Origin of the sequence: Citrobacter sp. Igbk 14 (genome assembly GCF_028069825.1) — a bacterium.
Taxonomy (GTDB): domain Bacteria; phylum Pseudomonadota; class Gammaproteobacteria; order Enterobacterales; family Enterobacteriaceae; genus Citrobacter.
Genome location: NZ_JANEWM010000017.1, coordinates 1 through 15694, shown reverse-complemented (window position 1 = coordinate 15694; position 15694 = coordinate 1). Strand labels below are relative to the sequence as shown.

General features: G+C 49.8%; 18 protein-coding genes. 11 read left to right on the top strand and 7 right to left on the bottom strand.

Annotation, left to right across the window (positions count from 1 at the left end; genetic code table 11):
• Positions 1-27: 27 nt before the first annotated feature.
• Entirely contained in the window at positions 28-513 is a 486-nt protein-coding gene (spy, locus tag NNN64_RS08815; RefSeq protein WP_115602141.1) for an ATP-independent periplasmic protein-refolding chaperone Spy, read from the top strand.
• Between the two features lie 352 nt (positions 514-865).
• Positions 866-1441: an environmental stress-induced protein Ves gene (gene ves, locus NNN64_RS08810; RefSeq protein WP_048211887.1), complete on the top strand. Its 576-nt coding sequence runs from the start codon at positions 866-868 to the stop codon at positions 1439-1441.
• Between the two features lie 57 nt (positions 1442-1498).
• Here the strand turns inward: ves and nadE are convergent, their stop codons facing one another.
• Positions 1499-2329, bottom strand: a complete 831-nt coding sequence (gene nadE, locus NNN64_RS08805) for an ammonia-dependent NAD(+) synthetase (protein WP_202038823.1) — start codon at positions 2327-2329, stop codon at positions 1499-1501.
• Between the two features lie 210 nt (positions 2330-2539).
• Here nadE and osmE point away from each other — a divergent pair, with 210 nt between their 5' ends.
• From osmE to cedA, 8 genes are all read left to right on the top strand, one after another.
• Positions 2540-2878, top strand: a complete 339-nt coding sequence (osmE, locus tag NNN64_RS08800; protein WP_202038822.1) for an osmotically-inducible lipoprotein OsmE — start codon at positions 2540-2542, stop codon at positions 2876-2878.
• Between the two features lie 301 nt (positions 2879-3179).
• On the top strand, positions 3180-3500 hold the full coding sequence (chbB, locus tag NNN64_RS08795) for a PTS N,N'-diacetylchitobiose transporter subunit IIB (RefSeq protein ID WP_003832547.1): 321 nt from the start codon (positions 3180-3182) through the stop codon (positions 3498-3500).
• Positions 3501-3587: 87 nt separating this feature from the next.
• Complete coding sequence (gene chbC / locus NNN64_RS08790; RefSeq protein ID WP_040233680.1) at positions 3588-4946, top strand: PTS N,N'-diacetylchitobiose transporter subunit IIC; 1359 nt, start codon at positions 3588-3590, stop codon at positions 4944-4946.
• 54 nt (positions 4947-5000) lie between these two features.
• Positions 5001-5348, top strand: coding sequence for a PTS N,N'-diacetylchitobiose transporter subunit IIA (chbA, locus tag NNN64_RS08785; protein ID WP_202038820.1), 348 nt, complete (start codon positions 5001-5003; stop codon positions 5346-5348).
• A gap of 13 nt (positions 5349-5361) precedes the next feature.
• Complete coding sequence (chbR, locus tag NNN64_RS08780; protein WP_271441130.1) at positions 5362-6201, top strand: transcriptional regulator ChbR; 840 nt, start codon at positions 5362-5364, stop codon at positions 6199-6201.
• Between the two features lie 123 nt (positions 6202-6324).
• Complete coding sequence (locus NNN64_RS08775) at positions 6325-7680, top strand: 6-phospho-beta-glucosidase (protein ID WP_137383371.1); 1356 nt, start codon at positions 6325-6327, stop codon at positions 7678-7680.
• A 12-nt stretch (positions 7681-7692) separates the two neighbouring features.
• Positions 7693-8451 (top strand): chitin disaccharide deacetylase, encoded by a 759-nt coding sequence (gene chbG / locus NNN64_RS08770; protein WP_271441129.1) that lies wholly within the window; start codon positions 7693-7695, stop codon positions 8449-8451.
• 169 nt (positions 8452-8620) lie between these two features.
• Positions 8621-8884 (top strand): cell division activator CedA, encoded by a 264-nt coding sequence (gene cedA, locus NNN64_RS08765; RefSeq protein ID WP_071887334.1) that lies wholly within the window; start codon positions 8621-8623, stop codon positions 8882-8884.
• Between the two features lie 65 nt (positions 8885-8949).
• Here cedA and tcyP read toward each other — a convergent pair whose 3' ends face one another.
• From tcyP to hxpB, 4 genes are all read right to left on the bottom strand, one after another.
• Entirely contained in the window at positions 8950-10341 is a 1392-nt protein-coding gene (tcyP, locus tag NNN64_RS08760) for a cystine/sulfocysteine:cation symporter (RefSeq protein ID WP_137383368.1), read from the bottom strand.
• A 135-nt stretch (positions 10342-10476) separates the two neighbouring features.
• A complete protein-coding gene (locus NNN64_RS08755) occupies positions 10477-11064 on the bottom strand; it encodes a metal-dependent hydrolase (RefSeq protein WP_170974385.1) in 588 nt (195 codons plus the stop codon).
• Between the two features lie 95 nt (positions 11065-11159).
• Positions 11160-11921 (bottom strand): 2-dehydro-3-deoxy-D-gluconate 5-dehydrogenase KduD, encoded by a 762-nt coding sequence (gene kduD, locus NNN64_RS08750; RefSeq protein WP_271441128.1) that lies wholly within the window; start codon positions 11919-11921, stop codon positions 11160-11162.
• A gap of 147 nt (positions 11922-12068) precedes the next feature.
• Positions 12069-12737, bottom strand: coding sequence for a hexitol phosphatase HxpB (gene hxpB, locus NNN64_RS08745; protein ID WP_271441127.1), 669 nt, complete (start codon positions 12735-12737; stop codon positions 12069-12071).
• Positions 12738-12904: 167 nt separating this feature from the next.
• On the opposite strand from hxpB, the gene NNN64_RS08740 reads away from it, so the two are divergent.
• The gene (locus NNN64_RS08740; protein ID WP_271441126.1) at positions 12905-13441 is read left to right on the top strand and encodes a YniB family protein; all 537 of its coding nucleotides are present in this window, start codon (positions 12905-12907) and stop codon (positions 13439-13441) included.
• A gap of 75 nt (positions 13442-13516) precedes the next feature.
• Here NNN64_RS08740 and NNN64_RS08735 read toward each other — a convergent pair whose 3' ends face one another.
• Positions 13517-14377, bottom strand: a complete 861-nt coding sequence (locus NNN64_RS08735; RefSeq protein WP_101741711.1) for a fructosamine kinase family protein — start codon at positions 14375-14377, stop codon at positions 13517-13519.
• 271 nt (positions 14378-14648) lie between these two features.
• A complete protein-coding gene (gene pfkB / locus NNN64_RS08730) occupies positions 14649-15578 on the bottom strand; it encodes a 6-phosphofructokinase II (RefSeq protein ID WP_271441125.1) in 930 nt (309 codons plus the stop codon).
• Positions 15579-15694 lie beyond the last annotated feature (116 nt).

Genomic DNA, 15694 nt, shown 5'->3' with positions numbered 1-15694 from the left:
GAATAACTGAAAAGAAGGATAGAAATTATGCGTAAACTGACTGCTCTGTTTGTTGCCTCTACCCTGGCGCTGGGCGCTGCAAATCTGGCTCATGCCGCTGACACGACCACAGCCGCTCCGGCAGATGCCAAACCGATGATGCACCACAACGGTAAGTTTGCCCCGCATCATGACATGATGTTTAAAGACCTGAACCTGACCGATGCACAGAAACAGCAGATCCGCGACATCATGAAAGGTCAGCGCGATCAGATGAAACGTCCTCCGCTGGAAGAACGCCGTGCAATGCACGATATCATCGCCAGCGATAGCTTCGATAAAGCGAAAGCTGAAGCGCAGATTGCGAAGATGGAAGAGCAGCGCAAAGCTAACATGCTGGCGCATATGGAAACGCAGAACAAAATTTATAACATTCTGACCCCGGAACAGAAAAAACAGTTTAATGCCAATTTTGAGAAGCGTCTGACAGAACGTGCAGCGCAGAAAGGTAAAATGCCACAGGCTGCTGAATAATCGGTAGGCGTCTATACTCAAACATTCACGCTGTGTCGGAGCAGATTGCCCCGCACAGCGTGAAAAAAAACTCAAGACCGCCGGCCTTGTCCACAACACGTTTAACGATGTGGGCAGGATCGGCGGTTTTTTCTTTCCTACCTCTTGCACAGCGCTTCGGACACGTTATGCTCCTGATGCCCGCGAAAATGCTACCTGGATCAGCGCGTTAAACTTTTTTGCAAAACGCCATGGTCATCGCTAAGGCAAATCAACTCTGCTGCCGATAACAACGAGCAGGGTGAATGATAACAATGATGATTTGGCTGCCTGATGACGGCATGTCGGCGCACAGTGCCTTTCTGGAGGGATGATGGAGTACTTTGATATCCGCAAAATGCCGGTTAATCTCTGGCGTAATGGTGCGGGAGAAACGCGTGAAATATGTTGTTTTCCGCCAGCAACACGCGACTTTCACTGGCGGGCGAGTATTGCCTCCATTGCTGCGAACGGCGAATTTTCACTTTTCCCGGGAGTTGAACGCGTTATTACGCTGCTCGAAGGGGGAGAAGTCACGCTGGAAGGCGCTAACACGCTACCGCATACGCTAAAACAGCATCAGCCTTTTACTTTCGCCGGTGACCGTGTGGTAAAAGCGAAGCTGACGGAAGGGCAGATGTCGATGGATTTTAATATCATGACCCGTCGGGATGTTTGCCAGGCTAAAGTTCGTGTGGCTGACCGGACGTTTACGACCTTTGGTTCGCGTGGCGGCGTGGTATTTGTGATTAGCGGAGCCTGGCAACTGGGGGATAAGTTGCTGACGGCTGACCAGGGGGCGTGCTGGCATGACGGTAAGCATACGTTGCGACTGTTGGAGCGCGAGGGGAAGTTGTTGTTTAGTGAGATTAACTGGAAGCCAGGTTTTTCGCCTGATTCGGTGCAATGATGTCGTTTGGGCCGGATAAACCCTTTTGTGGTTATCCGGCACGGGTAAATCAGCGAATTACGCTTTTTTCCAGAAGTCGTCAAACACCGTAATCGGTGGGCGGCGTTTGTGTTCTGTCTTCACGTACCAGCCTTCAATTTTCTTCGCAACGTCGGCATCCAACGTTTTTCCTTCCAGATAATCGTCAATGTTGTCGTAGGTAACGCCTAATGCGGCTTCATCTGGCAGAGAAGGGCGATCGTCTTCGAGGTCGGCGGTTGGTGCTTTCTTATATAAGTGCTCAGGGCAACCTAATGCAGCAAGAAGCTGCTTACCCTGACGCTTGTTGAGGCGGAATATTGGGTTAATGTCCGTACCGCCATCGCCATACTTAGTAAAGAATCCGGTAATGGCTTCTGCGGCGTGATCGGTACCCACGACAACACCGCTGGTCATTCCGGCGATACTGTATTGTGCCTTCATACGCTCGCGGGCTTTTTCGTTGCCGCGCACAAAATCGCTCAGTTCAATACCTGCTTCCCGCAATGCCTGCTCGCTGGCCAATACCGCGCCTTTGATGTTGACGGTGAGTACACGGTCAGGTTGTATGAACGCGATCGCGTCCTGACAGTCCTGTTCATCGGCCTGCACACCATAAGGCAGGCGCACGGCAATAAACTGCAAAGCATCGTTACCCGTTTCTTCACGTAACTCGGAAATCGCCATTTGGCATAACTTTCCGGCCAGGGTGGAGTCCTGCCCACCGCTAATCCCTAACACCAGTGATTTAAGGAAAGGGTAGGTTTTGAGGTACGATTTCAGAAAATCCACGCTGCGGCGAATTTCCTCTTCTGCATTAATGTGTGGTTTGGCGCCAAGTGCCCGGATTATCTCTTGCTGCAGAGTCATTTAACCCCCTCCAAAAAATGAAATGATCAAAAATAACGATGTGTTAAAGCTAACGCGTTGACGCCCAAACGACAAGGGATGCAGCCGGATATAACATCATTTTGTTTTGATAGAATTTTCTGAAATGACCCGAGTATCCACTGACAGCTTGAAAAATGCGTTGTTGTGCTCCAGGCTTATATAACACGCTGAAAAACAAGAGGACGGAATATGAACAAGAATCTAACAGGAATTCTGAGCGCAGCGGCGGTATTGACTATGCTGGCAGGGTGTACGGCTTACGATCGTACCAAAGACCAATTTGTGCAGCCCGTGGTGAAAGATGTGAAGAAAGGGATGAGCCGGGCGCAAGTGGCGCAGATTGCCGGCAAACCGTCATCTGAAGTCAGCATGATCCATGCGCGTGGTACATGTCAGACCTACATCCTGGGTCAACGAGATGGTAAAGCAGAGACCTATTTTGTTGCATTGGATGATACTGGGCACGTGATTAATTCCGGCTACCAGACCTGTGCGGAGTACGACACCGACCCGCAGTCTGCGAAGTAGTTGCATCTGTTTATTGCCTGAGCACTCTGCAGAACCGGCCACTGTGCCGGTTTTTTTGTGTCACGCGATCTTATTTATTGTCGCGAATTATTTGCCTGAAGTGTGAGGGGTGTCATAACCACAGGTCAAGGAGAGACAATTTAGTTGGTCAATGAAATACCATCCGCGGGTGCAATCCCGTATACTCGTTTCAGCCACCTAAAAAAGTAATTTAGCTGACGCAAGTTACCCAGAGCATGGATGCAGGTTATGGCTTGCGGAGTGTCTGGTACACAGATAATCGCACATGAGGATCGTTTTAATGGAAAAGAAACACATTTATCTGTTTTGTTCTGCGGGCATGTCGACTTCTTTGTTGGTCTCGAAGATGCGTGCTCAGGCTGAAAAATACGAAGTGCCGGTTATCATTGAAGCGTTTCCCGAAACGCTGGCCGGAGAAAAAGGCCCGGTAGCCGATGTTGTGTTATTAGGCCCACAGATTGCTTATATGTTGCCCGAAATTCAGCGTTTGTTACCTAACAAACCTGTAGAAGTGATTGACTCGCTGTTGTATGGCAAAGTCGATGGTTTAGGCGTGCTTAAGGCTGCAGTTGCAGCAATTAAAAAAGCCGCAGCAAATTAATTATTTTATTTTAAATTTTCCCGTCAAAGAGTTATTTCATTAACATTCACCGCAATTGTTAATTGCGGTATTTAAGGGTATTTTTCTATGAGTAACGCTATTGCTTCACTTGAAAAGGTACTCCTTCCTTTTGCTGTAAAAATTGGAAAGCAGCCACACGTTAATGCAATCAAAAACGGTTTTATTCGTTTAATGCCGTTAACCCTCGCAGGGGCAATGTTTGTATTAATCAATAACGTTTTCCTGAGCTTTGGGGAGGGGTCGTTTTTTTATTCCATGGGCATTCGACTTGATGCTTCAACTATTGAAACGCTAAATAGTTTAAAAGGCATCGGTGGGAACGTCTATAACGGTACGCTGGGTATTATGTCATTGATGGCGCCATTCTTTATCGGTATGGCGTTGGCGGAAGAACGCAAAGTCGATGCACTGGCTGCTGGTTTATTATCTGTCGCCGCATTTATGACAGTCACACCTTACAGCGTGGGCGAAGCCTATGCCGTGGGTGCTAACTGGTTGGGCGGTGCAAACATTATTTCCGGTATTATTATCGGCCTGGTGGTCGCGGAAATGTTCACCTTCGTCGTGCATCGTAATTGGGTTATTAAATTACCTGATAGCGTTCCGGCTTCTGTTTCTCGCTCGTTTTCTGCACTGATTCCTGGCTTCATTATCCTCTCTATTATGGGGATCATCGCCTGGGCGTTGAACACCTGGGGAACGAACTTCCACCAGATCATCATGGATTCCATTTCAACTCCGCTGGCGTCACTGGGTAGTGTGGTGGGTTGGGCGTACGTGATTTTTGTTCCGCTGTTGTGGTTCTTTGGTATTCACGGTTCTTTGGCACTGACTGCACTGGACAGCGGTATCATGACCCCCTGGGCACTGGAAAACATCTCTATCTACCAACAGTTTGGTTCCGTAGACGCGGCACTGGAAGCGGGTAAGACGTTCCACGTCTGGGCGAAGCCGATGCTGGACTCCTATATTTTCCTGGGAGGGAGTGGGGCAACGTTGGGTCTGATTATTGCTATCTTCCTGGCTTCTCGTCGCGCTGATTATCGTCAGGTAGCAAAACTGGCACTGCCATCAGGTCTGTTCCAGATTAACGAACCCATTCTGTTCGGTCTGCCGATTATCATGAACCCGGTTATGTTTATTCCGTTCATCCTGGTTCAGCCGATTCTGGCAGCGATTACGCTGGCTGCGTATTACACAGGCATTATTCCACCGATTACCAACATTGCACCGTGGACGATGCCAACCGGGTTGGGCGCATTCTTTAACACCAACGGTAGCGTCGCTGCTCTGCTGGTCGCGTTGTTTAACCTTGGTATCGCAACGCTGGTGTACCTGCCATTCGTGGTCGTCGCCAACAAAGCTCAGAACGTGATTGATAAAGAAGAAAGCGAAGAAGATATCGCTAACGCATTGAAATTCTAAATTTAATCCGGCATGGCTATGCGGCCATGCCGGACTGAACCAGAGGAAAAGAGTATGTTAGATATCGAAAATATCGTCGATACGCAGTCAGAGGCTGAAGAGCTTGAAGAAGTGGTGATGGGGCTCATCATCAACTCGGGTCAGGCACGTAGTCTGGCGTACGGCGCGCTCAAACTGGCCAAACAGGGTGATTTTGAGTCAGCGAAGAGCATGATGGAACAGTCTCGCATGGCGCTGAACGAAGCACACCTTGTCCAGACCAAACTGATTGAAGGCGATCAGGGTGAAGGTAAAATGAAAGTCAGCCTGGTGCTGGTCCATGCACAGGACCACCTGATGACGTCGATGCTGGCACGTGAACTGGTGACAGAACTGATTGAGCTTCACGAGAAGCTGAAATAGCGAGGAGTGCAGAATGCAGCTACAGATTAACGCACCGGAAATCAAAACCGTCTATGAGCAGCAGCTTTTTAATGGCAAAAATTTTCATGTGTTCATCTATAACAAAACTGAGAGTATCAGTGGGCTGCATCAGCATGATTACTACGAATTTACCCTTGTCTTAACTGGACGTTACTATCAGGAGATCAACGGTAAGCGTGTACTGCTTGAGCGTGGGGACTTTGTCTTTATCCCGTTGGGATCGCACCATCAAAGTTTCTATGATTTCGGCGCGACGCGAATTCTTAACGTTGGTATCAGTAAACGTTTTTTTGAACAGCACTACCACCCGTTGCTGCCATTTTGTTTCGTTGCATCGCAGGTGTATCGGGCGAACAGCTCGTTTCTCACCTACATCGAAACGGTTATAGCATCACTGAACTTTCGTGAAAGCGGACTGGATGAATTTGTAGAAGTGGTCACCTTCTACATTATTAATCGGTTACGCCATCATCGGGAAGAGCAGGTGCTGGATGATATTCCACAATGGCTTAAAACTACCGTGGAAAGCATGCATGACAAAAGGCAGTTCAGCGAAAATGCGCTGGAAAATATGATACACCTGTCCGCAAAATCCCAGGAGTATCTGACCCGTGCAACCCAGCGTTATTACAGTAAAACGCCAATGCAGATTATTAATGAAATTCGCATTAATTTTGCTAAAAAGCAGCTGGAAATGACTAACTATTCTGTAACTGATATTGCCTATGAGTCTGGTTACAGTAGTCCGAGCCTGTTTATTAAAACGTTTAAAAAGCTGACGTCGTTTACACCCAATAGCTACCGTAAAAAATTAACGGAATTTAATCAGTAAATTTTATTTACCAATAACCAACTTTTATAGCTTGCCCAAAATAGCGCTGGGACTGCCACGCTATACCTGACGAATGGGTTGAGCATAATACGTGTCAGTGTTTTTACACTGAAGGGAGAAATTATGAGCCAGAAATTAAAAGTCGTCACTATCGGTGGCGGGAGCAGCTACACCCCTGAATTACTTGAAGGCTTTATTAAGCGTTATCATGAATTACCGGTCTCTGAATTGTGGCTGGTGGATGTCGACGGTGGTAAAGAGAAGCTGGACATTATTTTTGACCTCTGCCAGCGCATGATTGATAAAGCTGGCGTCCCGATGAAAGTGTATAAAACGCTGGATCGCCGAGAAGCGCTGAAAGATGCTGATTTTGTCACCACGCAGTTGCGCGTAGGACAACTTAAGGCTCGTGAACAGGATGAACGTATCCCTCTGAGCCATGGTTATCTGGGGCAGGAAACTAACGGTGCTGGAGGCCTGTTTAAAGGACTACGTACCATTCCGGTGATCTTTGACATTGTGAAGGATGTGGAAGAACTGTGTCCGAATGCGTGGGTGATTAACTTTACCAACCCGGCTGGCATGGTAACTGAAGCGGTCTATCGCCATACTAACTTCAAGAAGTTTATCGGCGTGTGCAATATTCCGATCGGTATGAAGATGTTTATCAGCGACGTCCTGGCGCTGAAACAGAGTGATGATTTATCCATCGATCTGTTTGGTCTGAACCATATGGTCTTCATTAAGGATGTTCTGGTCAACGGTGTGTCACGTTTTGATGAACTGCTGGACGGCGTAGCGTCGGGTCAGTTGAAAGCCTCTGGCGTGAAGAACATCTTCGATCTGCCGTTCAGTGAAGGGCTGATTCGTTCACTGAAACTGCTGCCGTGCTCGTATTTGCTGTACTACTTCAAGCCAAAAGAGATGCTGGCGATTGAAATGGGCGAATATTACAAAGGTGGCGCACGCGCACAGGTAGTACAGAAAGTTGAGAAGCAACTGTTTGATCTGTATAAAAATCCTGAGCTGAATGTTAAGCCGAAAGAGCTGGAACAGCGTGGTGGGGCTTATTACTCTGATGCCGCGTGTGAAGTCATCAATGCTATCTACAACGACAAGCAGACCGAGCATTACGTCAACATTCCTCATCATGGTCATGTTGATAATATTCCTGCGGACTGGGCTGTTGAGATGACCTGCACGCTGGGACGCAATGGTGCAACGCCGCACCCGCGTATCACCCATTTCGATGAAAAGGTCCTGGGCCTTATCTATACCATTAAAGGTTTTGAAGTGGCGGCGAGCAACGCAGCACTAAGCGGCGAGTTGAATGATGTACTGCTGGCGTTAAACCTGAGTCCACTGGTGCATTCAGACACTGATGCTGAAATTCTTGCCCGTGAGCTGATCCTGGCGCATGAAAAATGGCTGCCAAATTTCGCTGGATGCATCGAGAAGCTTAAAAGCGAACAACACTAACTGAGGTTGGCTATGGAACGCGTACTGATTGTGAATGCGGATGATTTTGGCCTGAGCAAAGGGCAAAACTACGGCATTGTTGAAGCCTGTCGCAATGGCATTGTCACCTCAACCACTGCTCTGGTGAATGGCGAGGCGATAGAGCATGCGGTACAGCTTAGTCGCGATTTACCGGAACTTGCCGTTGGGATGCACTTTGTCCTGACGCTTGGCAAACCGTTAACGGCGATGCCGGGTCTGACGCGTGACGGTGTGTTAGGGAAATGGATCTGGCAGATGGCAGAGGAAGATACATTGCCGCTGGACGAGATTTCTCAGGAGCTGGCTGCACAGTATCAGCGTTTTATTGACCTGTTCGGGCGGGAGCCGACGCATCTGGATAGTCATCACCACGTGCATATGTTCCCGCAGATTTTCCCGATTGTCGCCAGTTTTGCCGCGGAGAGGGGTGTTGCGTTGCGGATCGATCGGCAGACGGTGTTCCTGGCGTCCGATTTACCGGAAACGTTGCGTACCTCCCAGGGATTTAGCAGTGAGTTTTATGGCGACGCGATTTCTGAGGCCCTGTTCTTGCAGACGCTGGACGCGTCCGCAGACCGGGGAGAGTCCTCGCTGGAAGTGATGTGTCATCCGGCGTTTATCGATGACATCATTCGACAAAGTGCCTACTGTTACCCCCGCTTAACTGAGCTTGACGTACTGACGTCTTCGTCATTGAAATACGCTATTGCGGAGCGCGGTTATCGTCTTGGCAGTTTTCTGAACGTTTAATTCCTGAGTTGGCGGCGCGTCGGTGCGCCGCATTTTTTTGTCTGCGTCAGTGATATTTGCCGCAACCAGTCCGTCCCCCCCGTTATCGCCACCCACTTCACGAATTCACTGTTTTTGCACCGTCCGAGGGTAAAATCAGCTAAGATAGCGTTTTTCAGATTTTTAGAATTTGTCTTTAGTGAAGCAACTGATTATGAAACCTCTTCGCCAACAAAATCGTCCGGTTATCAGCTATGTTCCTCGTGTGGAGCCAGCTCCACCAGAGCATGCGGTGAAAATGGATGCGTTTCGTGACGTATGGATACTGCGCGGAAAATATGTCGCTTTTGTCTTAATGGGGGAGGCGTTTCAGCGTTCGCCTGCATTTACGGTTCCGGAGTCGGCACAGCGCTGGGCTAACCAAATTCGCCAGGAAAACGAACTGAGCGATTAATTAGATATAAAAAAACCGCCGGAGCATAACTCACCGGCGGTTTTTTGTTTTATACAGACAGGATTTTAGCGATGCGCCAGTTCGGCGTGATCGTCGCTGTCCAGAATCGTTTTATCGGTCTGTTTCAGCCATTGGCTGGTAAGCGTACCCGCGGTCATGGAACCGCTAACGTTCAATGCAGTACGGCCCATATCGATCAGTGGTTCAACAGAAATCAGCAGAGCAACCAATGTGACCGGCAGACCCATGGCAGGCAGTACGATCAGTGCCGCGAAGGTCGCGCCACCGCCCACACCCGCAACCCCTGCGGAACTGACGGTCACGATACCCACCAGCGTGGCAATCCACATTGGGTCCAGCGGGTTAATACCGACAGTCGGTGCCACCATCACGGCCAGCATCGCCGGGTACAGACCCGCACAACCGTTTTGACCAATCGTTGCACCAAAAGAGGCGGCAAAGCTGGCAATGGACTCAGGGACGCCCAGGCGACGGGTTTGTGCTTCGACGTTCAGTGGAATAGAAGCGGCGCTGGAGCGGCTGGTGAAGGCGAAAGTCAATACCGGCCAGACTTTGCGGAAGTATTTCAGTGGGCTAACGCCGTTAATACCCAGCAGTATGCCGTGTACGACGAACATAATGCCCAGGCCGAGATACGAGGCAACGACGAAGCTGCCCAGCTTGATGATGTCCTGCAGATTGGAACCGGCAACCACTTTGGTCATCAGCGCCAGAACACCGTACGGAGTCAGTTGCATCACCAGACGAACCAGCTTCATCACCCAGCTCTGCAGGGTATCGATAGCCGTTAATACGCGCTCGCCTTTTGGCGCATCATCTTTCAGCAGTTTAAGTGCCGCAACGCCCAGGAAGGCCGCGAAAATAACGACGCTGATAATCGACGTCGGGTTTGCACCCGTAAGATCGGCAAATGGGTTTTTCGGGATAAACGACAGCACCAACTGCGGCACGCTGAGGTCGGCAACTTTACCCACATAATTGGTTTCAATGGCGGTCAGGCGTGCGGTTTCAGCGCCGCCTTGCACCAGCCCTTCAGCAGTCAGACCAAACAGGTTTGTCACCAGAACACCCACCAGTGCGGCGATCAGCGTGGTAAACAGTAGCGTTCCGATAGTGAGGAAACTAATTTTTCCCAACTGAGAGGCGTTGTGCAGACGCGCAACGGCACTGAGAATAGAGGCAAAAACCAGCGGCATAACAATCATTTGTAGCAGTTGTACGTAACCGTTGCCGACAATGTTAAACCACTGTACGGAATCTTTCAGTACCTGGCTGTCGGACCCGTAAATGGTGTGCAGGGCGAGACCAAACACCACGCCCATGACCAGACCGACCAGTACTTTTTTGGCCAGACTCCACTGTTTGTGGCGGGCTTGCGCCAGCACGAACAGCAGTACTACGAACACGATAATGTTCGCGATTAATGGAAAGTTCATCCCCGTTCTCCTGATCTTATTATGCGTATCACCATGTAATGGTGATTCTGTTGGCGCAAGATTAGCAGAACTGTGACTTGCCTCTTATATTCAAATGGAATTGTTTATACCTAAAATGACATTTTGGCTGTTTTATTAATCAGCCTGGTGCTTTATAAACCGATTAAACTGCATCTGTAGCGTGTTAATCATCTGCGATGACCAGCGCACTGCGCTGTTTTCCGGCATCGTCTGAGGCATCCAGATGGCCCAGGCAAACAGCGCCATGCACAAAAAGCGCTCCAGCTGATTTCCCTTCTGCGGGACGAGGATTGGCAGACGAAAGCGCCAGCGACAGGGCCAAAGCAGGGGAACGCCTGCCGGGGTCAGCATATCGGCCAGTATGTGACTGAGATAGCCCAACACCATACCTTGTAGCGCATCGGCTGGGATTATCCAGCTATCCGGAACTTTCAGGTAAAACGTGGCCAGCAGGGCAAAGACGGCCAGCAGGCTGTGTGTAAACCCGCGATGGCCAAATGCCCGGGCAATAGGCTTTGATATCCACTTCAGCCGCTGCCCAAGCAGGGATTTCGGGTGATCGATATCGGGCAGCAGACACGTTAGAATGGCCGAAGGCACAATATGCCACCAGTCACCCTGAGCGAGAACGGGTGTCAGCTCGGCATTTTTGGCAAATACCGCACAGGCAATAGAAAAAAGAAGGTGGCCTTCCGCCGTCATGATAAAACCCAATAAACTGTCAATTCATACAGTATAGGGGTTTTATACAGTAGGCGGAAGAGGTGACGTTGTAACCCTTTGTCACAAATGCACGATTAACGCGCCAACCAACCGCCGTCTACGGCAAGCGTGTAACCATTAATATAATCAGAAGCCTGGCTGGCGAGAAAAACGACCGGGCCTTGTAAGTCATCCGGTGTTCCCCAGCGCCCCGCGGGAATACGATCGACGATTTGCTGATTACGCGTACTGTCTTCACGCAACTGCTGCGTATTGTTTGTCGCCATATAACCTGGTGCGATGGCATTGACATTAATTCCCTGGGCTGCCCACTCATTAGCCAGTAGGCGGGTGATCCCAAGCACGCCACTTTTTGATGCGGTGTAGGACGGAACGCGGATTCCCCCCTGAAAAGAAAGCATTGAGGCAATATTGATAATTTTACCGCCATTACCCTGTGCCAGGAACTGGCGCGCCACCGCCTGCGACAGAAAGAAAACAGATTTGAGATTCAGGTTCATTACGTCATCCCAGTCTTTCTCACTAAAATCCAGCGCGTCCTGGCGACGAATCGTACCTGCATTGTTGACCAGAATATCGACCCGACCAAATACCGCAACAGTTTGCGTCACGATGCTGGACAGCGCCTCCTGTTGGCTGAGGTCGGCCTGAATGGCCATAAATCGCCGACCAACTGCGGTGATTTTTTCCTCGGTGTCATGCGGGATTTTGCGGTTTACGCCAACCACGTCACATCCGGCTTCAGCCAGCGCCAGGGCCATACCTTGCCCAAGCCCGGTATCACAACCGGTGACGATTGCGACTTTATCCTTAAGACGAAACGCGTCCAGAACCATGTTCACCTCAGCTGTTTTTACTGTTAATGCATTGCGATAGCAGAAGGATAGAAGAGGTTGAACAAAAATACAATGAAATTGAAACGTCGTTTTAATTTTATTGGTTAAGCAAAGAAAAGGGCAATATGGTCATTGCCCGGAGGGAGATTAACCGTGAAGATGCCCGGCAGTGAGCTCCGTCAACGAGGCCAGTTTGACGTCGGCAAGCACAAAACGGGGATCATCCTGATTTTCATGGGCGGGGACAACAATTGAGCGCATTCGAGCGGCTTTCGACGCAATCATCCCGTTCACGGAATCTTCCAGCGCAACACAAGATAACGGGGATACCCCCAGCTTCTGGGCACAATCGAGGTAAACCTGCGGGTGCGGTTTGCTGTAAGGTAATTTTTCTGCCGAGGCCAGTGCGTCAAAGCTATCGCGCAGATCAAACATGGTCAGCACTTTTTCCAGCATATGCAGCGGTGACGCGGAGGCCAGTCCTACCAGCATCCCCTGGGATTTGCATAGCGCTACAGCTTCACGTACGCCCGGCAACAGTGGTCTTGTTTCTTCTACCAGCGCAATGGCCCGTGTAATGATGCGTTCCGTCACCTCCTGACGAGAGGGACCGTTCCACGGTTGCTGTGCGAACCAAAGATCAACAACCATATCGATACGTAAACCGAGCGTATCGGGAAGTTCATGGCGGCGGGTGATATCTACGCCTAAACTTGCAATCACATCCAGTTCAGCCTGATCCCAGAGCGGTTCTGAATCGACCAGTAATCCATCCATATCGAAAATTGCAGCAAGAATTTGACGCGGGGTTGACATCACAACCTCTCCTTTAGGGTGATAACAGGGATTAAGAGCCCACCAGAACGAGCTCTAAGCGTTCATTATGGCTAATTTGGCAGTATACCGCCTTTAAAGATCAGGCGAAAACGGTTATCAACGGGTAAACTTAGGCCAAAATGACACGTCTTTATCAAGGGGAACTCATGACGTATCAACAAGCTGGACGCATTGCTGTCTTGAAAAGGTTGCTGGGATGGGTGATTTTCATCCCGGCGCTGATTTCAACACTGGTTTCAGTACTGAAGTTTATGTACGCGCACAGCGAAAAGCAGGAAGGGATTAATGCAGTCATGCTCGATTTTGCCCATGTGATGATCGACATGATGCGTGTGAATACGCCGTTTCTTAACCTGTTCTGGTATAACTCGCCGACACCGGATTTTCAGACCGGACTGAATCTTGTTTTTTGGTTGATTTTCATTCTGATATTCATCGGTCTGGCATTGCAGGACTCTGGCGCCAGAATGAGTCGTCAGGCGCGTTTTTTACGCGAGGGAGTTGAAGATCAGTTGATTCTGGAACAGGCAAAAGGCAGTGAGGGGTTATCGCGTGAGCAAATTGAGTCGCGTATTGTCGTGCCACACCATACGATCTTTTTACAAATCTTCCCGCTCTATATTTTGCCGGTGATCGTTATCGTGATCGGCTATGTCTTCTTTTCATTACTGGGCTTTTTGTAAGTCCGATATTATCAGGCCTGGGTTACGTGAAGCGTCAGGCCTGATAAGCAAAGCTGCCTTCGGGCTATCTATACGTTAAGCCGCCAGTAACCTTTCCATCGCTTTTTGCGCCACCACCAGATGCTGCCCGCCAAACAGAATTGCCCGATTAAGCAGCGTATACAACTGATAGATAGGCTGCCTGTCGAGAAAATCTAACGGTAGCGGCGAGACAGACTGATAACCGTCATAAATCTGCGGTGGCTGATCGGTATGTAACGGCAACATTGCCAGGTCGCACTCTCTGTCGCCCCAGTAACAGGCGGGGTCAAAAATGTAGGGGCCATTCGGTCCGAGCGCACAGTTTGCCGACCACAAATCGCCGTGCAGGAGAGAAGGCTGTGGCTGATGGGAGGAGAGTCGCTGCTGAACGTGATCGACAATGGCGTCAATATTGCCAAACGCGATGCCTTTTTCCGCCGCAAGTTCCAGTTGCCAGCCGATGCGTTGTTCGGCGAAGAAGGTTGACCAGCGACGCTGCCAGGCATTGGGTTGCGGTGTAGTGGAGAGTGCATTATCGAAGTCGAGGCCGAACTGTGGCTGATCGCTCCATTCGTGCAAATGTGCAAGTTGTTGTCCGAGAATAAACGCGTTGTGGGCATCAAGCGGGCGGGGAGGGAGGAAGTCCATAACCAGAAAACTGTAATCTCTGTCTGCACCCACTGCCCAGACTTTGGGAACAGAAACGGTTTGACTTCGGGAAAGCAGTTCTAACTGGTCTGCCTCCGCCGTAAAGCCAGACAACAGCTCTCTTTCATCACATTTGACGAAAAAATCGCGCCCCGCATAGCGTAAATGCCATGCGGCGTGGATCTCTCCGCCGGGCAGTTCATTACGCAGTTCGATTTCGCCTTCACCTAATTGCTCGCTTAAAAGACGACTGATAGCCTGCCACATGATGTCTCTCCCCATGTTGTCTGCCAGATCATAAGGTTAGCGCAAGAATGCGGTAAAAAAACACGAACTGACGCACACCGTAGACGCGTCATCGCGGGAAAGGCACTTATTGTATGTCGTGCTTCCACACCTCCCTGAGAAATGACGACTTTCGGTTTAACATGATTCACTTCTTTGTAATCACGTGATTTTTTATCATAGACGCATAATACACATGTCGACAGTTTTGTCGGTAAATCCCCCTTAATGCTTGATAAGGGGGATGGTGTAATCACTGGGCAAGATACGAATATATTTTTTGCGTATCGTCCAGCGCGCACAGACGAGTGCCCTGATTCAGCGTTGCTGCGCTACCCGCAGCGACGCCAAAACGCACAATCTCTTCAAACGGGGTATTTTCCGCCAGTTTCAACGTCATCGCGCCGACCATACTGTCGCCTGCGCCAACGGTACTTTGGCTTTTCACCGGCGGTGGGACGACCTGGACGCATGTTTCTTTATTGACGCCCAATGCCCCTTGTGGCCCAAGAGAGACCACAACGCGAAGCGCTTTGCCGCTTTGTATAATCTCCTGTGCTGCTTTGCGAACGTCATCGGGTTGTGTGAGTTCGCGTTTCACCAGTGCACTCAATTCTTTGAGGTTGGGTTTTACCAGTTCGATACCGCCGATGGCTAATGCCGCTGTCAGCGCCTCACCAGAGCTATCGACAATGCAGCGAATACCCTGTTTTTGTACGGTGGTGATGAGCCGTGTCAGTTTCTCTATTTGTACACCGGGCGGCAAACTGCCGCTAATGACCAGTATCGCACCCGATTCAATTTCCAGTACCTGATCCTGCAGTTGGTAGAATTCGTCATCAGTCAGCGCGGCACCGGGCATGACAAAACGATACTGCTCACCGCTGGATTCGACGTGGACATGGAGATTTTGTCGGGTCCAGTCTTTGGCTTCGATAGTCGAGACGGGAACATTTTCGTCGGCAAGTAAAGAAACTAAGTGCTCGCCAGTCGCACCACCGACCGGAAAGATGGCCGTTGCAGTTCCGCCAAGATGTGCAATGGCACGGGCGACGTTGATGCCTCCACCGCCAGGTTCAAAAACCGGTGAGGTACAGCGAAGTTTACCTTCGGGGTAGATTTGTGGGGTGATTGTTGCGCTATCGAGAGAGGGCGCAAGTGTTAACGTATAGATACGTACCATCTTTACCTCCTGTTAGGCTGACCCCAGTCTGGCACTTAACGTCACGAAAGTGAAGTAATTAACAACATGATTTCTCGCAGCTTTATTTAAAATTCTCGTGCCAAAGATATATAAAT